The organism is Sesame phyllody phytoplasma (genome assembly GCF_018390775.2).
Classification (GTDB): Bacteria; Bacillota_I; Bacilli_A; order Acholeplasmatales; family Acholeplasmataceae; genus Phytoplasma; species Phytoplasma australasiaticum.
In genome coordinates, this window is the sequence record NZ_JAHBAJ020000008.1 from 1 (window position 1) to 21,338 (window position 21,338).

Here is a 21,338-nt window from a genome sequence, read left to right on the forward strand (position 1 = left end):
CAAAATATAAATATTGATAGATTCTGGACCGTTCGCTTAAGCAACTTCCGAACAGGTTGGTTTATTACATCAATTTTCCTTCTTAGGCCATTTCAGGCTTCTCCGTGGAATTATTCGGTGGCGGAATCTTCTTGACTAATTTGCTTTCGTCGCAATCCGCTTTTATGGTCTGCTGTAATCCGTCATTCTTTCGTTTGACTGACCGACCATATCCTTTCAGGGTTTATCGTCCCTGGTTATTGGTTAGATAGCACGAAATTTAGGCCTCTTTGGCGCCCTATTTTCAAACCTACTAATTCACCATTATTAAAAATTTTTTTTCGTAAAGCATTTCTAAAACTGTCAAATAATTCTTGATCAATCGAAAATGATGATTTTTCAGAAATAAATTTTTTTAAATCATCATTATATTTATTATTAGAAGAAAGTTTATTGTCAGAAAATAATTTAATTTCATTAGATTGTTGTTGTTTTTGAGAATTAGCATAAATGGCAAATAACATTCCACCAATTAACAACAAATTAAATATGGATACAATAATTCTATAATTAAAAATTTTTTTAATATTCATATAAAATATTTTTATATTCCTTAACTAAATGGACTTATTATAAAACAAAAAAATAAATAATCGAGATAAAATTTTTTAAAATTTATCTCGATTAATTTTACCAAATAAAAAACAATAACTCTACAATAATTAAATGAACATTTAAAATAATAAGTTTACAAAATAATAATTATCTATTTATTATTATTTTTTCATATTATTTTATTATTAAATTAAACTAAAATTAAACTACTATAAAGTTGATTATAAATTTGACTCATTTGATTGTTACTAAATCCGAATTTCATTAATTTTAAAGAAAAACTCAAATCTTTTCTAATATCTTCTGCTAACATGGATAAAACATTATGATCTGATAAATAAGATTCAATAATCATTTTTCTTTGTTCAGGAGTAAAAAATTTATCTGGCTCTTCATCAAAAAACACAACAAAATCATGCTCATTAAGCTCCATTAATTTATACCATTCAATTTTTTGACCTTTTAAAACTGCTCGGATATATTCATGAAAAAATCGATTTTTAAATTCAAAATAAAAAGCTAGTTGTTCCCAAGTAAATCCAAATTTTTTCAATAACTGAAAACTATTAGGATTTTGTCTAATATATTCTTTTAAAAGCATTCTAACATTATAATCAGCTAAATAAGAGTTAATAATCAATTTTTTTTGTTTAGAAGTTAAAAATTTATCAGAATCTTCAGTAAAAAATACCGTTAAATCTTTAATATTTAAATCTTTTGGATTTATATATAAAATTTTTTTCCCTTTTAAAACCTTATTAATATATATTGCAAAATTTTTATTTTCAAATTCAAAATAAAAAGATAATTGTTCCCAAGTAAATCCAAATTTTATCAATTGTGAAAAAAGATCATGATTCTCTTTGATACATTCTTTTAAATCTAATCGAATATCATAATTTTTCAAATAAGATTTAATAATTCTATTTCTTTGTTCTTTAGTAAAAAATTTATCTGGTTCTGCTTTGAAAAATACCATTAAATCCCGACTATGAATAGTACCTAATTCACGCCATACAATATTTTGACCGTTTAAAATCTTTTGAATATATTTATGAAAATTTGGATTTATAAATTCAAAATAAAAAGCTAGTTGTTCCCAAGTAAATCCAAATTCGATTAATTGTGAAAAACGAATAGGGGTATTAGTGATATAATCTTTTAAAAGCATTCTGATATTATGATCAGCTAAATAAGAGTTAATAATCGCTTTTCTTTGTTCAGCATTAAAAAATTTATCCGGTTCTTCTTGAAAAAATGAAAATAAATCTTCAGAATTTAAATTATTCCAAGTAACTGGTTGACATTGCAAAACCTTTTCAATATATTGATAAAAGTGTGGATCATTAAAATATCTTCGACGAAAAGCCGAAAGTTTATTATTTGTTCCAATATCCTCTATTTTTTCTTGTTGAGATACTGAAGAGTCTTCTATATTATCAATTGAATCAAATTCTTGTTCTGAAACATCATTAGATTGAACATTTTCTTGTTCATCCGCATTAAAATTATCATTTTCTTGAAAATTTTGAGCATTTATTTCGTGATTTTCTTGTGAAAATGGTTCTTCTATAATCGGTTGATCTTGAAATTGCTTGTCACTTAATACAAAAGCATCATCTCGCTGAATATTAGGATCTGATTTTTGCACCTGTTGTTGACCTGCAGAACGTTGTTTTTGATCTTTTTTACCATCTTTACGAACATTTGAATTTCTGTTATTAGTATTCGTACTTACAACATATTGATCATTATTGTCATTATTGTCATTATTTATATTATCATAATTAACAACAATAACTCCTATTAAAAAAATACTACTAGTAATGCAAAAAACCATCACAAGGTAAGAAATATTTTCCCATAACTTATTCATGAAAATTCTATATTAATCCTTTTCTGTTTTCGAATAAAAAATAATAAATAAATGATGATAATAACTAAATGTATCTTAATCAATATCAAATACAATCGAGAAATTACTTAAATTATTTTTAAACGAACATAAAACATAAAATAATTAATAAAAAAATAAATAAATTTCATAAATCTTAAAGAATGTAAAAATAAATCTTAAATTAAAAATAAATTTTTCATAAAAAATTAAAATTTATTTAATCAAACAAAAATTAACTAGATATAACCGGAGCGAACAACTAAAATTATTCCAAAATCCCATTTAAAAATATTAAAAATAATAATAAATTTATTTAAAATAAAACCAATACACTGATTACAAATATCTAAATTTTGTCGATTAAATTTTATCATTATATATCTGTGCTTCCTATTTGAATTAAAATATTATAATCAAATAATTCAATTTACAACCAAAGATAATAATTACAAAAATTAAATTTAAATAATAAGATAAAATATTAACTAAAATCAACAAAAATTATATATTAACCAAATATATCGATAATTATAAATTCTAAATCATAATTAACAAACCGAAATCAAATTAAATTAATTTATTAAATAATAAATTTACTCTAGTGCCCAATTGATTAGGTAAAACAATAACATGTTTATCTTTTAATTGAAATTTATCAAAAACTTTATCATTTATAAACTCTTGACGATAATTAGGACCTTTCATCACAATAAAACTACCTTTAACATTTAATAATGGATAAATTAAATTTAAAATAACGTTTAATTTTCCTAAAGCTCTAGTTATAAGATAATCATATCGAAAATTATGTTTTTCTACTTTTTGATGATAAATATAAACATTTTGCAAAGATAATTCTTTAACTAAAAAATTTAAAAAAATAGTTTTTTTATATGAAGATTCAATTAAAAATAAATTTAAATGAGGAAATAAAATTTTTAAAGGGATTCCTGGAAAACCTGCTCCTGTACCTATATCACACAAAGAATTAATTTGATCAAAACGAACTAAAGAAGAAACCAACAAAGAATCATAAAAATGTTTAATATATATTAAATCTGGTTCTAATATTGAAGTTAAATTCATTTTATTATTGAAATGCCGCAAACAAACAGAATATTTATCAAATTGCATCATTTGTAATTGGTTTAATTTGAATTTATTTTGTAACTCGAATTTATACATGAGAATCACTATACTTTTGCAAATAAATTAATAAAATATTAATATCAACAGGATTAACTCCAGAAATACGTGAAGCTTGAGCTATATTAAAGGGTTTAATCTTCGTTAATTTTTCTTTAGCTTCTTGAGATAGGTTTTTAATAATTTTATAATCAATATTATTAGGTATAACTTTTTCTTCTAAATGAGAATTTTTTTTAACTTCTTTTTCTGATTTTAAAATATAATCTTCATATTTAATTTGAATACCCACTTGTTCTAAAACATCAACAGAATATTGAGATTCAAAAAAATTATTTAAAATATCTTCTTTTAAATCAGATCTTTTTAATAACTGATATAAACTAATACGACGAGAATCAGAATTAATGTTAAATTTATATAAACTATCCGCATCCAAATAAAAATTATGTAACTTTTCTTTTAAATAATTGATTTGCATTTGCTTGTTTTTTAACCAATCAAAAGTTTTATGATCAATCAATCCAAATTTAAAACCATAAGGCATTAACCTTAAATCTGCATTATCATGCCGTAATAATAAACGGAATTCAGCTCTAGAAGTTAATAAACGATATGGTTCATACGTTCCCTTATTAATTAAATCATCAATTAAAACACCAATATAAGCTTCATTTCGTTTTAATATAAAAGGAGATTTATTTTGTAGTTTTAAAGCGGCATTAATTCCTGCAATTAATCCTTGACAAGCGGCTTCTTCATAACCACTAGTACCATTAATTTGACCAGCCAAAAATAAATTTTTAATTTTTTTACTTTCTAAAGTATGAAAAAGTTGATTAGGATTAAAAGCATCATATTCAATAGCATAAGCATATTTAATAATTTTTGCTTTTGAAAAAGCTGGAATAGTTTTTAAAATTTTTTCTTGTACTTCGGAAGGCATACTCATAGAAAGTCCTTGTAAATACATCTCATCAGATAACAAACTTTCAGGCTCAATGAATAATTGATGTCTATTTTTATCATAAAATCGTACTATTTTATCTTCTATAGAAGGACAATAACGAGGACCAGAGCTACAAACATAACCACTATACATAGCTGATTTATGTAAATTTTGACGAATTAATTGATGAGTATTTTCATTAGTATGCGTTAAAAAACATAATTTCTGTACACCTAAATTATCAATAACTGGAGGAGAACTAAAAGTTTGTAAAACTTTATCACCTGATTGTTCAACAGTTTGAGTATAATCTATAGTATCTTTATGAACTCTCGGCGGAGTGCCTGTTTTCAAGCGAATAACTTCCATTCCAAATTTTATTAATTGTTTACTTATGTTATAAGTAGTAGGAGCTTTATTAGGACCCGAATTGATAACTTGAGAACCTATTAAAATTTTACTTGTTAAATAAGTTCCTGTAGTTAAGATAACGATATCACTATAGATAACTTCACCATTAGTTAATTTTACTCCCTTAACACATAAGTCATTTTCTGGAATAATTAAATGTTCTACTAAAGCCTCCATTAAAGTTAAGTTAAGGGTTTTTTTAAGCGTTTCTAAAATAAACATAGGATATTTAATTTTATCTATTTGGGCTCTTAAACTCCTTACAGCTGGCCCTTTAGAAGTATTAAGCATTTTCATTTGAATTTGACAAATATCAGCAGCTTTACCCATGATACCACCTAAAGCATCAATTTCTCTAACAACAACACCTTTAGCCGGGCCACCTATAGAAGGATTACAAGGTAAAGATGCTATTTGTTGTAAATTGCCAGTGATTAATAAAGTTTTATGCGATTGTTTTGCTAAAGCTAAAGCAGCTTCTACACCGGCATGACCACCACCGACTACAATACTTTGGTAATATTTCATTTCCAGCATACCTTTCTGAAATAATTGTCATTTTTTAAATTAAATCTCTAATAAAAATAATAAATTTCTTTATTTTTTGTTTTTATTTGATATAAAATTTAAATATTCTTGATGTTCTAATAAAATTTTTTCCGTTTTTTCTTTACCTAGTAATATTTCAACATTATTTTTAAATTCTTGTAATAATTTTTGTTTCTTCTTCAAGAAAAGATTATTTTGATATTTAATCAAACAAAAAGAGAAAGTTAAAAATAATAAAAAAAACAAAAATATTAAAAATAATTTTAAATTACCTAAAAATAAAGATAATTTAAAACATACAATAGTATTAATTATATAAAATAAAAATCCGCATAACATATAAAAGTATCTACTTAATAGAATAGAATTATAAGTTTTTAAAGAAGAAAAAATATATTTAATAAAAAAAATATTAACCTTAGGTTGATATAAAATATCAAATTTTTGATAATAAGATTTATCTATAAAAACTCGATAAACATTATCTTTTAAAGTCCAAACGACGTATTGATTTAATTTAATAAAACTATCCTGATATTCATTTTGATTCAAATCATAAAATTGAATTTTAACCTTTTTTTGATCAAATTCATATAAATCTTCATAAAAAGGATCACCTTTTACAGAATCAAAAACTAAAGGCAAAAGTTGAAATTTATTTTTGTCCCACAAATTAAAACTCAAATTATTAAACCTATTCCTATTTTTTTTATTAAAAATTAAATTATCTTTATATATAAATTATATAACAATTTTTCTTAAAAATCACCATCCACATGCAATAAAATTTATGACTGCTTCAATTAAGACCTGATCAAATTCATTTTAATTAACATTGAATGGTGATTTTTAAAAAAAATTATTAAATTATAATTAAAATAAAAACCATTACGCCAATTATTATACATCAAAAAAATCAATTATAAGACTGTTTGTATCTTAAATTAGCAAAAAATTTTCTCAAAATATTCTGACTTTCTGATTCAAAAATAAATAATTTAACAAATTTTTCATGATATTTTAAATTATTGTAAGTATACAAAAAATTATTATAAAAATTAAAATTAATATTAGAAGCACTATAATAAATTTTATTAACCCGAGATTGAATTAAAGCTCCGAAACACATCATACAAGGCTCTAAAGTAACATAAATATTTACCATATTCATTCGATAACTTCTTAATTGGCGATTAACTTCTATAAGAACTAAAAATTCTGCATGACTAAAAAATAATTGACTATTTTCTGTATTATTATGAGCTCTAGCTACAATTTTATCATCTATTACCGCAACAGCACCTACAGGAACTTCTCCCTTTTCAAAAGCTTTTTTAGCTTCAATAAAAGCTTCTTGCATAAACCAAAAATGTTTTTTTTTCATAACCACATTCAAACTTAAAATAAATATTATTATAAAAATAAATTAAAACTTATGACATTTACGACAACAAGGTTCATGATAATCTTTACCGCCTACTAAAATTACTGGTTCTTCTTCATGTGCAAACTTATCTTTTAAATTAGAATAAATTCTTTGAGTACGAGATGCTTTTTTACCACAAATAAAACAATAAGATCTATATTTAGTAACTCTATCAGCAATAGATAACAAATATGGCATAGAACCAAATGGTCTACCACGAAAATCTAATTCTAAACCAGCTACAATAATACGTATACCTTTATAGGATAAATCATTAATAATTTTTTCAATTTCAGAATCTAAAAATTGAGCTTCATCAATAATGATAACATCAACCCCAGGTTTTATAAAATTAAAAATTTCTTTACTTTGATGAATTAAAATAGCAGGAACTGTTTCTAAATTATGATTAATTAACTCGCTTTTACATGAATAACGATTATCAATAAATGGTTTAAAAACTAAAATTTGTAATTGCAAAGTTTTTAAAAAATTAATGCGTTTAATTAATTCAGTTGTTTTACCTGAAAACATCGGACCACAAATAACTTCAACAAAACCTTCTTCATCTACCACCATCATTATAAAGATAACCTTTCTATGCAAATCAATATCAATTAATTTGATTTTTCATCTTTTTTAACTGAGGATTTTCCATAACGTTTATAAAATTTATCAATTCTACCAGCCACTGTTACAAAAGATTGAGAATTAGTATAAAAAGAATGACAATTAGAACAAGTTTCAATTTTGATCTTTTGCACAGTAGTCCCTATTTTATGTTTTTTATGACAAGTAGCACAAGAAACTTCGATTTCATAAAAATTGGGATGTTGAATATTCTTTTTCATAAATTAAATCCTTTCCAAATAAATAAATAATATTTTTTTACAAGTTAAATATAAATAATATCAATAATTAAAATTTTCCAAAAATATTTACTAATACATTTTAACATATTAAAGAGATTTAATTAAAAAATAAAAAATTAAATTAAAATTTAATAAAATCAAATACTATAATCATTTTTAATGATATAAAGGAAATTTAATAATTAATAATAAAACTTCTTTCTTTATTTGATCGAGAATCATATCATTTTTATAATTTTGTAAAGCATAATTTATCATATCAGCTACTTTAATAAATTCAGCTTCTTTAAAACCTCTAGTAGTCATAGCAGCAGTACCTAATCTAATCCCCGAAGGATAAAAACCTTTATTTTTATCAAAAGGAATAAAATTTTTATTAACTATAATATTAACTTTTTGTAAAACGTCTGCAACAATTTTACCATTTAAATTTGAATTATTATAAGTAACATCAATCATTAACAAATGATTTTCTGTAGTGCCACTAATTACACGATAACCTAAAAAAGATAAACGTTTAGCTAAAGCAAAAGCATTCTTAACTACTTGTTTTTGATATAATATAAAATCATCTTTTAAAGCTTCTTGGAAGGCAACTGCTTTAGCAGCAATAGTATGCATTAAAGGTCCCCCTTGTGTTCCTGGAAAAATACCTTTACTAATTTTATTATGAATTTCTAAATTATTAGTTAAAATAATCCCTCCTCTAGGACCTCTAAGGGTTTTATGCGTGGTAGAAGTAACTACATCAGCTTTAGCCATTAAAGGACAAGGATGCAAATTGCTTACTATTAATCCAGCTATATGAGCAATATCCGCCATTAAATAAGCATTAACTTTATTAGCTATTTGACGAAACTTCACAAAATCAATCTTTCTGGAATAAGAAGAAGCTCCAGCTATTATTAATTTAGGTTTTATTTGGTAAGCTATTTTAAGAACATTATCATAATCAATAATTTCTGTTTTTGGGGAAACATTATAACCAAAAGAACGAAAAAAAATACCAGAAAAACTTAAAACAGAACCATGAGTCAAATGACCTCCCGCATCCAAAGACATACCTAAAATAACATCATTTGGTTTTAATAAAGCTTGTAAAACAGCCATATTAGCTTGAGTTCCCGAATGAGGTTGAACATTAACATACCTAGCATTAAACAATTTCTGAGCCCTTAAAATAGCTATTTTTTCAATTTCGTCAACATAATAACAACCATTATAATACCTTTTATTAGGATAACCTTCTGCATATTTATTTGTTAATACACTTCCTTGAGCTTCTAAAACAGATGGAGATGTAAAATTTTCAGAAGCAATTAACGTTAAACACTCTTCTTGTCTTTTTTTTTCTTTTAAAATTAAATCATATATAAGAGTGTCGTTTTTTTTCAAATAATTCATATTAAACCATCATCGCTATTTTATTTTTCAACATTTAAAATTAATGATTTAGCTTTGGCCAACAACAGGAAATACTAAATAAAGCATACTGTTATCTTCTTCACTGCAAATAACAAAAGATGTAGCAAAACTATCAAAAATAATTTTGAATTCTTTTACGGTAAATACCTTCAGAATATCTTCTAAATGTTGAACATTTAAAAAAGTTTCCACATTTTCATTAGCAAAAACCTCAATAGCATTTAATTGTTCTGAAGCTTGACCAATTTCATCGCTATTAGCCGAAATTTCTATAATATTATCTAATCGAATATATAGTCTAATAATATTAGAAAAAATATTTTCCTCTTTGGTAAGTACTAAAGAAACTCTTTCTAAAGTTTTCAAACAATCTAATCTATTCATTTTTACAAAAAACGGAAAAGAACTAACTTTAATAATAGGCCAAGCGGGATATTTACCTTCTAAAAGAGTCGTTTGAAATAATAAATTATCACAACGTAAAATCATTTTTTGTTGATTAATTGATATATGCACTAACTCATCTTTTTGATACTCTAATAATTTATATAATTCCTCCAAATTTTTATAAGAAACAGTGATATTGAAATCAAAATAATTCAAATCTAATGATATTTCTTTTTGTGCAATTCTAAAAGTATCTGTCGCCAAAACTCTTAAAAGAGAATTTTCATAAATAAAATTAACTCCCATAAGGGTTTTTTGTTGTTTATCACGAGAAGCAGCAACATTAACCTCCTTAATAATTTTCTTTAAAATTTCATTTTTAATAGCAAAAAATTTATCAGATTGAAAATCAAAACTAACAGGAGGGAAAAGTTGTAAATCAATTACTTTTAATTTATATTCAGAATTTTTAGAATTAATAAATAATAAATAATCTTCGACAAGAGTCATTTCTAAAGAACAAGAATCAATTTTTTTTATAATATCTACTAAATGTTTACCTATAATAACTAAAGAACCATTTTGCTTAACAACCAAATCAGTATCCTTAATTTGTAATTGAATATTTTTATTATAATCCATAGCTTCTAAATAACAAACATTATCTAAAGCTTTAATTTTTATATAATGAAAAATAGGAAAAAGAGTTTTAGGTGGAAGTATTTTATAAATTTGTAATAAAGAATGTAATAAAACTTCCTTTGTAATTTCAAAATGCATAATTATTCGAATTAACCCTCCAAAGTAAGATTATCATTATTTAACTTTACCATTATCTTCTGAATATTTTGTTCTAAATTTTGATCAACTTTAATTTTATTTTTTATTCTGCGATAAGATTTCGAAATAGTTGAATAATGTCTCTTATTAAATAAAAATCCCACCATTTCATTAGAAATTTTATTTCTCTCTTTGATCAAATAAATAGCTATGTCGCGAGGCAAAGAATATTGAGGATCTCTAGAATGACCATTTAAATCACTAACTTTAATATTAAAAGATCTGCTAACAACTTTCTGTATTTTTCTAATATCAGTTTCTTCGGGAGAAATATTATTTTTATTTTTTAATAAAGGTTCTAAAGCGATTAATGAATTAGTTAAATTCATTTCTAATCCATAAATTTGAGTATAATTAAGTAAACGTAACAAAACTCCTTCTAATTCACGAATATTATCTCCAAAATGAGAAGAAATAAAATTCAATACCTCCATACTTAATTTATTCCTTAAATTACTTGGCATTGCTAACAATTTTTTCTGAATAATAGCTAAACAATGTTGATGATCAGGTTTCTTAATATCCCCTATTAATCCTGATTGAAAACGATTTGTTAATCTTCCCATAATTTTTTTTAACTGGGTTACAGGTTTATCGCTAGTAATAACTATTTGTTTTCGTTGAGAATTCAAATGATCAAAAAGTTTAAAAAATTCTATTTGTGTATATTTAGCATTTTCCATCATTTGAATATCATCTATTAATAAAACATCTAAATTTCGATATTTATTATGAAATTCTTCCATTTTATCTTGCTTTAATTTCGAAGTAAATTCTTCCATAAATCCTTCGGCTTTAACATACAAAATTTTTTTATGAGGATCTTTTTTAATCATAAAATTACCTATAGCATGCATTAAATGAGTTTTTCCCAAGCCAACATCTCCAAAAATATATAAAGGATTTGCTCGTAATAATACTTCTTCATTAGCGGTTTTTTTAGCAATTCTAAAAGTAAAATCATTACTTTCCCCTGTAACAAAATTATCAAAATTATACTTAGATTCTAAACCAGAATAATAATCATCATCTTTATAATCTAATTCAAATTCCTTTAAATCATAAGAGTGATCGACATGTAATAAATCCACATTATTATCCGAATCAGTTGTTTTTATAGGATTATTAGCGGTATTTTTATCGGAATTAGATAATAAATCCTCATCAGACAAAAATTTAAAAAATATGTCGGCATCAGAATATTTTTTAGAGATTTCATTAATTAAATCTAAATAATTCATCAAAATAATTTTAGTTTTAATAAAATCACTAACCAAAATAAAAATAGTATTTTTTTCTATTTTATAAGGATTTTTCATATTAATAAAATTAGCTTTAAAAACTTCTGGGCTGCACCTTAAAGACAATTCTTCTACCACTTTATCTAAAACTTGTCTTACCGACAATGCCATAATCATTTTCTCCTTAGGAAAATATTTTTTTTATCTCAAAAAAATAATTAAATAGAACATGCTTCGCATTCGGATAATTTTAATTTTCGGGTTCTAGTATAATAAAGAGTTTTTATACCTTTATGATGAGCATATAAATAAATTTTTTGCAATTCCCTAGTATTCATATCAGAATTAATACACAACTCTAAAGAAATACCTTGATCTATATGTTTTTGAGCAACCGCTATAACATTTATTAATTTAAATTTATCTATTTGATAAGCAGTTTGGTACATAAAAGAAACATCAGATAAGTAAGGCGCTGGAAAATAAGTTTTAGAATTACCATAAGTTCTTTCTTCTACTAATTGTTTAATAGGTGTTAAAGAAGAAGTAGTAGACATAACGTAACCAATAGAACCATTAGGAGCTATAGCCAATCTATGTGAATTCCATAAACCATATTTAATTACACTTTTACGTAATTCCTGCCAATCTTTGTCAGTAGGTAATTCAATATCTTTAAAAATATCTTTAATTTTCGGAAATGTAGGCAGAATAGCTTTCCTATTTGTAAAATATTCACCACTAGCATACGTTGATAATTCAAACTGAAAAAATTTTTTACCTGTTTTTTTTGCTTTTAAATTAGAGTGTAATAAAGAATAGTAATTAACAGCATTAAAAAAAACATCAATTAATTCCAAATTTTCATCACTTCCGAATTCTATCATATTTTCCGCTAAAAAACTATGATGACCCATCATACCAAAGCCAACACTTCTATTTAATCTATTAGCCTTGCATACACCCGGAACATAATGGATATTGCTTTTTTCAGAAACCGAATTCATTAATTCCATAGCTAAAAAAACAGTCTCTTTAATATTTTTATTTTTAATCATATTACCCATATGACCAGAAGATAAATTACAAGAAATATCCATACCTATGATATCTTTATCTCGTTGATCATAAGGTGCATAATGAGAAGTTAAAGAAGGTTGTAAAATTTCTGTACACAAATTTGAAAATTTAATTTTTCCGCTAGAAGTATTTTGTTTATTAGCATTATCACAAAACATAATATATGGATATCCTGATTCACCTTGTAATTGAGCAATCATTTCTAATAAATTTCTAGGATTTATAAATTTCTTATCAATATCAGAATCATTAACCAAAATATCATACCATTTATCCATATCAACGCTAACATCTGCAAAATTCATTTTATATTTTTTATAAATGCTATGGGGATAAAATAAAGCCATCATTTTATTATTTTTAGCTAAAGAAATCATTTTATCAGAAACTACAACACCTAAAGATAAAGTCTTTAATCTAACATCGTCATCTGCATTTAATTTTTTGGAGTTTAAAAAATCTAAAATATCAGCATGATGAGCGCTTAAATAAATAGCAACAGCTCCTAACCTATGACCCATTTGATCTGCATAACGAGAAACATAATCTAAAATTTTAGCTACTCCAATAACTCCTTTGCATGCATTAGCAATTCCTTTAATAGATTCTCCTTTAGCTCTTAAATTAGATAAATTAATTGAAACGCCGCCACCTATCTTAGATAATTGCATAGTAAATTCTATAATACGAGATATGTCGTTCAAAGAATCTCCAGCTTCTAAAAGAAAACAAGAAACAAATTCCCCTCTTTTTTTAAGTCCACTATTCAATAAAGTAGGAGTAGCTGGAGTAAAATTTTGTCTAATTAAATTACTAATTAATTTTTTAGCCAATTCAAAATCTCCAGAAGCATGATACAAAGCATTAATAACTAAACGATCTTCATAAGTTTCTAAATAATTTTTTTTATCTCGCGTTTTTAAAGAATAATCTTTATAAAATTTATAAGCACTCATAAAAGAATTAAAATTAAAATTATAATCATATGCTATTTTATAAATTTCTTTAATTTGACTATAAGAATACAATTTTAAAAATTCTTCCTCATAATATTCATTATTAATTAAAAATTTCAATTTATCCGATAAACTTTCAAATCTTTTTAATTTAGGTTTAATTTCTTCAGATAAATAACTATCTAAAGCCTCTAAATCTTTATTAAGATCTTTAATATTACCTTCTTCGTCTATAATTTGATTATTTAAAATAATCCAATGAGGAATTGAAGTATCATTGCAAAATTTATTTTTATCATTAACAAAATTTTTATACTTATCATCTAAACTACAATTAACTCCCATATTAACTCCTGATTTATTATAATTTTTCAGCCATTTATTTAATTTTTTAATATCTTCTGTAAAACCTCTACCTTCGAACTTCATAATCAAAGGAATACCGAAATCTTTAGAAGCGACATCACCGGCTTTAGCATAATTAGAACCATAATTTTTATTACCAGAGGAAGCTACACCTATAACTAAATGAGAATATTTAATTAAAAAATCCCTAGCTTCTTGAGATAATTCTCCGAAACCAACCGTTTTAATTATTAAAATAATTTCCTCATTATTATTAACAAATTCTGATATATGTTCACTAGGATAATCTAATTTTTTGACAAAATCATAAATATTACCGTGTTTTAATCCATCATAAACAATCTTCAAAATAATCACCCATATCAACTTAATTCCCAATTTTAATTATTATCATTTTTTTAATAATTCTATTATATAACATAAACAATTCTATTAAACTAAAACAAATAATTATAAAAACAATACATAAATATAATTTATGACAAAAAAATAAACTTATTTTAATTAAATAAAAATTCAATAAAATAAAAAAAACAAACTCAGAAAATTAATTATAAAATTAATTATGTTTTTTAAAATATTTCTCAAAATTAAATAAATAATTTTAAAAAAAATAACCAATAACTAAACACTAATTATTATTATATAAAAATTTTTCAATTCATATAATATTAAAATATTTTTTTATATATAAATTAATTTATATATAAACATAAATGATAACCATTTATTGATATTAAATTATTTTTATTTTATATAAATAATTTTAATTTTTTTTAATTATTTTATTTAATTTTTTTAATTATTTTAAATTTATTAAAATATTATAATTATAATTTTTTTTATTATTTAAATAATTTAAAATTATAAATTTAATTTATATAAATTTTATATATAAATATAATTAAGATTATATTATTTTAATATTATTTAATAATATATAATCATATATCTTTATTATTATTTAATGCATTTGAATAAAAATATTAAATATAATAGATTAAAAATATAGTATTAATCTTATATTTTTGTATTTTAAACACATAACTTATTCACATTTTTAACCTACTTATTCACATTTTTAACCTACTTATTCACATTTTTAACCTACTTATTCACATTTTAATATAAAAAATAACCTACTTATTCACAACTTATTCACATTTTTATTTTAGATTTCAAATATTTTTATTAAAAATCAACTATTTTTATTAAAAAATAAATTTTATAAAAATAAAAAAATCTAAAAATAATAAAAATTTATTATTTATTAAGACTTATTCAAGTTACTTATTCAAAAAAAATATTTTTTTTTTTTAATCAAAAATATTGTAAAATACATTTTTTTTTATTTTATATATAAAACTTATTCACATTTTTTTTAAAGTTTTTTTGTTTTTTTATTTATATAAATAAAATTCATAAAAATATATTTTTGTTAATATTTTTTTAAATAAAAATTATATAAAAAAAACTAATTTTTTTTAGTGAACAATAATTATATAATTTTATATATTCTTTAAATTAAATACTTTTAATTTATATAAATTTAATTAACAATTGAATAAAAATTAAAAAAATATTAAATTTTATTATTTAAAAATTTTTTTTTTAATTATATAATTTAAAATAAAGAAATAGTTAAAAAATCATTTACATTAAATTTATATTAAAAAATGATTTTTTCATGTTTTTTAAACATTAGAAAGGTTTTTTATTAAAAACATAGTTAATAATTATGATTGAAAATTCTATAAATTCACAATATAAACAAGTGAATTTCATTATTTTAAATATTAAAAATAAATTTATTTTTAAATTACTATTATGTTTGATAATATTTACAATTTTTTCTGATATATATATTATTATTTTTTATAAAAATACTGTTTTTGACATAAAAGAAATTTTTAAAAAAATAATTTCTCATTATAGATTTTTTACTAACCAAATGATTTTATCTATTTTTTATACTTTATGTACTTTTTTGATAGAAATAAAAAATAAAAAAAAACAAAAAATTTTTATTTTAATAACATTAGTTAATTCTTTATTAACTTTTTGTGTTTATAATATGATACTTGCTCCAATTTGGACAACGTACAATGATTTTAGTATTTTTTTTAATTATTTTAAAAAAAATGTTATTTTTGATATAAATTTTTTTAAAAATATTTATGAAAGTCATTTTTTAAGTATTATTCAACACACTATCGTTCCTTTAAATTTTTTTATAATTTTTATTTACTTGAAAATATCAAAAATAAAAACCAAAGAAATTTTTTTATCTTTTATTCATCCTGTTATTTATTTATTTTTATATTTTTTATTTTTATTAGACCCTTTTAAAACTTTTTTTGGTGTTAAATGTATATTTAATCAATGTTGGTTCCCTTATGCTAATATTCAATGTGATTATCCTTTTCATGAAAATAAAATTTTCGGAGAACCTATTTTTGGGATAAGTTATTTTCATGGAAAATTAGCAGTTTTTATTAGAGAATTTGTTTTATTTTTATTATTTTCTATATTTTTTTATATTATTTTTAAAATTAAAAATAAATCGGTTAAAAAAGGATTTTAATTTATGATTAGTCAATCTTTGGCAAAAAATAAAATTATTATTACTGGTATAAAACCTAGCGGAGATTTGACTTTAGGTAATTGGCTTGGAATTATTCAACCTTTAGTATTGTTGCAAAAGAAATTTGCTGAACAATATGAATTTTATTTTTTTATTGCTGATTTGCATGCTTTAACAACTTTTGATAAAAAATTTGATTTGAAACAAATAATACGTAATATGGCAGCTATTTTGTTATCTTCTGGTTTATCATTATCTAAAACAACTTTTTTTCTTCAATCGGATGTTTTTGCTCATACTTATTTAAGTTATATTTTAGAATGTAATACTTATTTAGGAGAATTGAACAGAATGATTCAATTTAAAGAAAAAAAGAAAAAAAATTCATCTAATGTAAGAGTTTCTCTTTTAACCTATCCTATTTTAATGGCATCCGATATTTTACTTTATGATGCTGATATTGTTGTAGTAGGTAAAGATCAAAAACAACATTTGGAATTAACTCGTGATTTAGCTATTCGTTTTAATTCTTTTTATGGTGATATTTTTAAAATTCCAGAATTTTTAAAAATAGGCTATACTATTAATTCTTTAACTCATCCTGATAAGAAAATGAGTAAAAGTTTTTTTTTGGATAAAGAAAAAGATAAAGGTTGTATTTTTTTGTTAGAAGATCTAAATAACATTAGAACAAAAATTATGCAAGCGGTAACAGATGATATAGGTGAAATAAAATATAATCCCGAAAAACAACCCGGAATTTCTAATTTATTAAAAATTTATGCCGGTTTAAATGGTATTGAAATTTCTCAAGCAGAGAGTTTGTTTGTTAATTATTCTTATAAAGAATTTAAAATAAAATTAGCATCTTTAATTTTGGAAAAAATTAAAATTATTCAAGATAATTTTAAAAATTTGATTAATAATGAAATTTTAGAAAAGACTTTTGCTAATGGCGCTTTAAAAGCTAATGAAATATCTCGACAAAAAATTAATAAAATTAGAAAAATTTTAGGAATTAAATATTCTATTTAATATTTTTTCAAATTATAAATGTTTATATATTTTTAAATGTTTAAAAAATATTTTTTAAAAATAAATAGAAATATTTTTTTGGATTTTCTTCATATTATGATATAATCTACACATATAAATACATTTTTTTTATCAATTGTTATAAAAAATTTTGAATTTTTTATTTATTTTATTTTTTTATTAACGATAATTTATTATAAATTAATTAGAAAAGGTTATTTTTTTGTGTTTAAAAAAAAAGAAAATACCATCAATCTTTCCGAAAATAAAAAAATTAATTTTAATTTTATTTTAATTAATATTTTTTTATGTTTTTTCTATTGTTTAGCAGATGTTCTTTTTGTAAGTGGTAATTATAAAATAAATTTATATGTTACAGGTGTTCATGGTATTGGTGATGCTATTGCCAAAGTTTTAAAAAGTAATTTTGATATTTTTAAATGTAATTCTTTATTTGTAGGTTTTTTTGCGGCGTTTTTTTATCTTTTTATTAATTTTATTTTATTTATGTTTATTGCTTTTCCTAAGTTAGACAGTAAATTTAATATTACTACTCTTTGTAACACTATTTTTATTTTTCTATTTTTAACTATTTTAACTATTTTAATTAATGGTAATAATGGAATTATTTTTAATAAAATGCAAAATTTTTTTGGTATTTTTGATTATGAAGGGAAATTTTGGTTTAGTAATTTATTAAGAGTTTTTATTGTATCTTTGATAACTGGTATTATTGGTGGAATTTGTATTCGAATTGGTGGTTCTACCGGTGGTATAGATATTATTTCTAAATATTTGTATATTTATAAAAAAAAAGATATTTCTTTTATTACTTGTATTTTTAATTATTTGATTTCTATTATTGCTACTTTTTTAATTTATGCTACAACAAAAGAATTTTATTGGGAATCTATTCTTTTAACTAATTTAATTAAAATACCTTTGACAACTTTTTTTATGTATTTAGTTATTTGAATTTATATTAGAATATAAAATTTGATTATTTTTTTAAAATAAGGAATTTATTGTGAATATAACGATCGAAAATACTTGGAAAAAATTTAAAATTTATTTATTGCAGGAATTATTATTGTCATGTAATACTGTTGATGCTTATTTGATAGATGCTAAACAATATTTAAATTTTTTGTTTCATATGTTAAAATTAAATTTTCCTAATAAAATAAAAAAAAAACATGTTTCGGATTTTATTAATTATATTTCTCAAAATAATAATTTAAGTAGTAGAACGATAGCGCGCAAGATTGTTGTTATTAAAAAAATACATCATTTTTGGTTTTTAGAAAAATGTATAAATCGTAATATTGTTGAAAATTGGAAAATTCCTAAGATTAATAGAAAATTACCAGTTGTGTTGTCAGCAGACGAAATTATTATATTTTTAAATTTTTTAAATCAAATTAATAATGATAGTAATTCGTTAATTAATTTTCGTGATCAATTAATGTTTGAGTTAATGTATAGTTCTGGTTTAAGAATATCTGAAATTTTAAGTTTAACTTTATCTTCTTTATATTTGGACAAATTTCAGATTTTTGTTATTGGAAAAGGAAATAAAGAAAGATTAGTTCCTATAACTAAACATGTTGCAAAGTTATTTTGTTATTATTTAAAAAAAATTAGACCTTTATTAAAATCATCCGAAAAGGGAGAAAACAATTGGGTTTTTTTAAATTATCAAGGTTTTCGTTTGTCTAGACAAGGATGTTATAAAATTTTTAAAAAGAATATTAGTTTATCTAAATTATCTTCATGTTCTCCACATACTTTAAGACATTCTTTTGCTACACATTTATTAGAAAATGGCATGGATTTGAGAATGTTACAAAAAATTTTAGGTCACGAAGATATAACTACTACTCAAATTTATACTCATATTAGTCAAAAACGTTTAAAAAAGGTTTATTTAAAGTGTCATCCACGTGCTATTAATTCTGATTGATTTTTTTAGTGATAGAGGTGATAATAAGTGTTTTCCGCTAACTTGTTATGTTATAAGCAATTATTTTTTTTAGAAAAAAGAAAACAAAAAATTATTTCTTTAGCTGCTGATCAAAATTATTCTTTTTGGTATTTTAATTTTAATGTTGTTAAATATTTTGAAATTATTTCAGACATTCAAAAACATTTATATACTTTTAATCCTTTTTTAAATACAAAAATTATTTTTATAGAAAATATTTCTGTTTTATTCGAATTAAAGAATAAATTGGATTTTTCTTTTTTGTTTAATTTTATTAAAAATCCTCAAAAAAAAATTATTCTATTTATTAGTTTAGATTGTAATAATGTTAATTTTAAGTTTTTTTATAATAAATTAAAACCTTTTATGCATGTGGAAGAAATTTTTTCTATTAATAATTATCGAGAATTATATGAATATATTTTGAAAACATTTGAACATGATAATTTTAAAATATCTTCACATATAAAACCTATTTTGACTAAAAAATTAATTAATCATTATCAAGATGATTTATTTTTATTAGAACAAGAAATTAATAAAATTAAATCTTATTATATCGAAGATAAAATAATTCATGATTCAAAAATAATTAAAGAATTAATTTTTAATGAATCCGATCAAAATATTTTATCTTTAATTAAATTATTGGTAGATAAAAAAATATTAGAAAGTTACTTATTATTTAACAATTTAACAAATAAATTTCAAAATTTTTTTTCCATTTTTTTTCAATTAATGAAAACTTTACAAGAATTAATTTTAATTTATTTTTATTCGCAAAATGATAATAATATTCTAACGATATCTTATTTATGTAAATTTTCTTTTGCTAAAACTTCTTTTTTTTTAAAAGAAATTAATAATTTAAATATAAAATCTCTTTATGAATTATTTTTGTTAAATTTTAAATTTTTGTATAAATTGAAAATTGGTGTTATTAAATATCATGAATGTTTAAATATTTTTTTACAGCAGGTTATTTATGATCAAGATTTAGATGATAATTTTTAATATAATTTTATTTATTTTTATTTTAGAGAAATGAATGTTTCGGTAAATTTTTTTAAATTGATTGATCCTGTTCTTAAAATTTTGAAATTATTATCGTTGATTTCGATTACTGTAGATGGTGTGTTGGATGAAGTATAATTATTTGGAAAAATTTTTTTAACTTCATGTTGATAAATATTTTTAATAATTTGGAAATCATTTATAGGTTTTTCTCCGCTTTTATTAACAGAAGTAGTTTTTAAAGGTCCTTCTTTTTTTAATATTTCTAAAGCTATAGGATGATTTGGTATTCTAATTCCAATTTTGCTTTCTTGGGTTATTTGGAAATATTGTTTTTTTGCTTTAACTATTAAAGTTAAAGGTCCTGGCCAAAATTGTTTGTATATTTTGACAATTTGATTATTAATTTCAACAAGATTTTCGATTTGTTTTAAATTATAAAATAAGAGGGCCATCGGTTTGTTTAGAGATCTTTTTTTTAGTTGGTAAATTTTATTTAAACTTTGAGTGTCATACCAAGGAGCGCCCATTCCATATACAGTGTCTGTAGGGAAAATAATTATATTATTAAAGTTTTTCATA

Annotated in this window: 18 protein-coding genes; 5 read left to right on the forward strand and 13 right to left on the reverse strand. The window is 21.9% G+C overall.

All coding sequences use genetic code 11. The annotated features are described in order from the left end of the window. Positions 1–236 precede the first annotated feature (236 nt). The 12 genes from KHD59_RS01200 to nrdE all read right to left on the reverse strand — a co-directional run bounded on the left by KHD59_RS01200 (position 237) and on the right by nrdE (position 14,496). Positions 237–572, reverse strand: coding sequence for a hypothetical protein (locus tag KHD59_RS01200; protein WP_213680249.1), 336 nt, complete (start codon positions 570–572; stop codon positions 237–239). Between the two features lie 212 nt (positions 573–784). Continuing rightward, a complete protein-coding gene (locus KHD59_RS01205; RefSeq protein ID WP_213680250.1) occupies positions 785–2,470 on the reverse strand; it encodes a hypothetical protein in 1,686 nt (561 codons plus the stop codon). A gap of 588 nt (positions 2,471–3,058) precedes the next feature. Further along, entirely contained in the window at positions 3,059–3,676 is a 618-nt protein-coding gene (gene rsmG, locus KHD59_RS01210) for a 16S rRNA (guanine(527)-N(7))-methyltransferase RsmG (RefSeq protein ID WP_213680251.1), read from the reverse strand. Then, positions 3,669–5,525, reverse strand: a complete 1,857-nt coding sequence (mnmG, locus tag KHD59_RS01215; RefSeq protein ID WP_213680252.1) for a tRNA uridine-5-carboxymethylaminomethyl(34) synthesis enzyme MnmG — start codon at positions 5,523–5,525, stop codon at positions 3,669–3,671. Before mnmG ends, rsmG begins: the two co-directional genes overlap by 8 nt. A 69-nt stretch (positions 5,526–5,594) precedes the next feature. Then, positions 5,595–6,230, reverse strand: coding sequence for a hypothetical protein (locus KHD59_RS01220; RefSeq protein WP_213680253.1), 636 nt, complete (start codon positions 6,228–6,230; stop codon positions 5,595–5,597). Between the two features lie 232 nt (positions 6,231–6,462). Beyond that, complete coding sequence (locus KHD59_RS01225) at positions 6,463–6,930, reverse strand: nucleoside deaminase (protein WP_004995156.1); 468 nt, start codon at positions 6,928–6,930, stop codon at positions 6,463–6,465. A 42-nt stretch (positions 6,931–6,972) separates the two neighbouring features. Further along, positions 6,973–7,554 carry a thymidine kinase gene (locus KHD59_RS01230; RefSeq protein WP_238120249.1) on the reverse strand — a complete coding sequence of 194 codons (582 nt, stop codon included), beginning with the start codon at positions 7,552–7,554 and terminating at the stop codon, positions 6,973–6,975. A gap of 35 nt (positions 7,555–7,589) precedes the next feature. Beyond that, the gene (gene rpmE, locus KHD59_RS01235; protein WP_004995160.1) at positions 7,590–7,823 is read right to left on the reverse strand and encodes a 50S ribosomal protein L31; all 234 of its coding nucleotides are present in this window, start codon (positions 7,821–7,823) and stop codon (positions 7,590–7,592) included. 177 nt (positions 7,824–8,000) lie between these two features. Continuing rightward, entirely contained in the window at positions 8,001–9,248 is a 1,248-nt protein-coding gene (glyA, locus tag KHD59_RS01240; protein WP_213680254.1) for a serine hydroxymethyltransferase, read from the reverse strand. 48 nt (positions 9,249–9,296) lie between these two features. After that, positions 9,297–10,436 (reverse strand): DNA polymerase III subunit beta, encoded by a 1,140-nt coding sequence (dnaN, locus tag KHD59_RS01245; RefSeq protein WP_213680255.1) that lies wholly within the window; start codon positions 10,434–10,436, stop codon positions 9,297–9,299. 11 nt (positions 10,437–10,447) lie between these two features. Next, positions 10,448–11,908, reverse strand: coding sequence for a chromosomal replication initiator protein DnaA (gene dnaA / locus KHD59_RS01250; protein WP_238120265.1), 1,461 nt, complete (start codon positions 11,906–11,908; stop codon positions 10,448–10,450). A 47-nt stretch (positions 11,909–11,955) separates the two neighbouring features. Continuing rightward, positions 11,956–14,496 carry a class 1b ribonucleoside-diphosphate reductase subunit alpha gene (gene nrdE / locus KHD59_RS01255; protein ID WP_213680257.1) on the reverse strand — a complete coding sequence of 847 codons (2,541 nt, stop codon included), beginning with the start codon at positions 14,494–14,496 and terminating at the stop codon, positions 11,956–11,958. A 1,594-nt stretch (positions 14,497–16,090) separates the two neighbouring features. On the opposite strand from nrdE, the gene KHD59_RS01260 reads away from it, so the two are divergent. The 5 genes from KHD59_RS01260 to KHD59_RS01280 all read left to right on the forward strand — a co-directional run bounded on the left by KHD59_RS01260 (position 16,091) and on the right by KHD59_RS01280 (position 20,756). Continuing rightward, the gene (locus tag KHD59_RS01260; protein ID WP_238120267.1) at positions 16,091–16,723 is read left to right on the forward strand and encodes a hypothetical protein; all 633 of its coding nucleotides are present in this window, start codon (positions 16,091–16,093) and stop codon (positions 16,721–16,723) included. 3 nt (positions 16,724–16,726) lie between these two features. Then, positions 16,727–17,758 carry a tryptophan--tRNA ligase gene (gene trpS, locus KHD59_RS01265; RefSeq protein ID WP_213680259.1) on the forward strand — a complete coding sequence of 344 codons (1,032 nt, stop codon included), beginning with the start codon at positions 16,727–16,729 and terminating at the stop codon, positions 17,756–17,758. A gap of 225 nt (positions 17,759–17,983) precedes the next feature. Continuing rightward, the gene (locus tag KHD59_RS01270) at positions 17,984–18,733 is read left to right on the forward strand and encodes a YitT family protein (protein ID WP_004995208.1); all 750 of its coding nucleotides are present in this window, start codon (positions 17,984–17,986) and stop codon (positions 18,731–18,733) included. 52 nt (positions 18,734–18,785) lie between these two features. Continuing rightward, the gene (locus KHD59_RS01275; RefSeq protein WP_238120269.1) at positions 18,786–19,721 is read left to right on the forward strand and encodes a tyrosine-type recombinase/integrase; all 936 of its coding nucleotides are present in this window, start codon (positions 18,786–18,788) and stop codon (positions 19,719–19,721) included. Between the two features lie 27 nt (positions 19,722–19,748). Further along, positions 19,749–20,756 carry a hypothetical protein gene (locus tag KHD59_RS01280; protein WP_213680260.1) on the forward strand — a complete coding sequence of 336 codons (1,008 nt, stop codon included), beginning with the start codon at positions 19,749–19,751 and terminating at the stop codon, positions 20,754–20,756. A 17-nt stretch (positions 20,757–20,773) separates the two neighbouring features. Here KHD59_RS01280 and KHD59_RS01285 read toward each other — a convergent pair whose 3' ends face one another. Next, positions 20,774–21,337 carry an L-threonylcarbamoyladenylate synthase gene (locus KHD59_RS01285; RefSeq protein WP_213680261.1) on the reverse strand — a complete coding sequence of 188 codons (564 nt, stop codon included), beginning with the start codon at positions 21,335–21,337 and terminating at the stop codon, positions 20,774–20,776. Position 21,338: the final 1 nt, after the last annotated feature.

Coding starts and splice junctions, on each gene's coding strand:
- KHD59_RS01200 (WP_213680249.1), bottom strand. CDS start 572: ATGAATATTAAAAAAATTTTTAATTATAGAATTATTGTATCCATATTT.
- KHD59_RS01205 (WP_213680250.1), bottom strand. CDS start 2,470: ATGAATAAGTTATGGGAAAATATTTCTTACCTTGTGATGGTTTTTTGC.
- rsmG (WP_213680251.1), bottom strand. CDS start 3,676: ATGTATAAATTCGAGTTACAAAATAAATTCAAATTAAACCAATTACAA.
- mnmG (WP_213680252.1), bottom strand. CDS start 5,525: ATGAAATATTACCAAAGTATTGTAGTCGGTGGTGGTCATGCCGGTGTA.
- KHD59_RS01225 (WP_004995156.1), bottom strand. CDS start 6,930: ATGAAAAAAAAACATTTTTGGTTTATGCAAGAAGCTTTTATTGAAGCT.
- KHD59_RS01230 (WP_238120249.1), bottom strand. CDS start 7,554: ATGATGGTGGTAGATGAAGAAGGTTTTGTTGAAGTTATTTGTGGTCCG.
- rpmE (WP_004995160.1), bottom strand. CDS start 7,823: ATGAAAAAGAATATTCAACATCCCAATTTTTATGAAATCGAAGTTTCT.
- glyA (WP_213680254.1), bottom strand. CDS start 9,248: ATGAATTATTTGAAAAAAAACGACACTCTTATATATGATTTAATTTTA.
- dnaN (WP_213680255.1), bottom strand. CDS start 10,436: ATGCATTTTGAAATTACAAAGGAAGTTTTATTACATTCTTTATTACAA.
- dnaA (WP_238120265.1), bottom strand. CDS start 11,908: ATGGCATTGTCGGTAAGACAAGTTTTAGATAAAGTGGTAGAAGAATTG.
- KHD59_RS01260 (WP_238120267.1), top strand. CDS start 16,091: ATGATTTTATCTATTTTTTATACTTTATGTACTTTTTTGATAGAAATA.
- trpS (WP_213680259.1), top strand. CDS start 16,727: ATGATTAGTCAATCTTTGGCAAAAAATAAAATTATTATTACTGGTATA.
- KHD59_RS01285 (WP_213680261.1), bottom strand. CDS start 21,337: ATGAAAAACTTTAATAATATAATTATTTTCCCTACAGACACTGTATAT.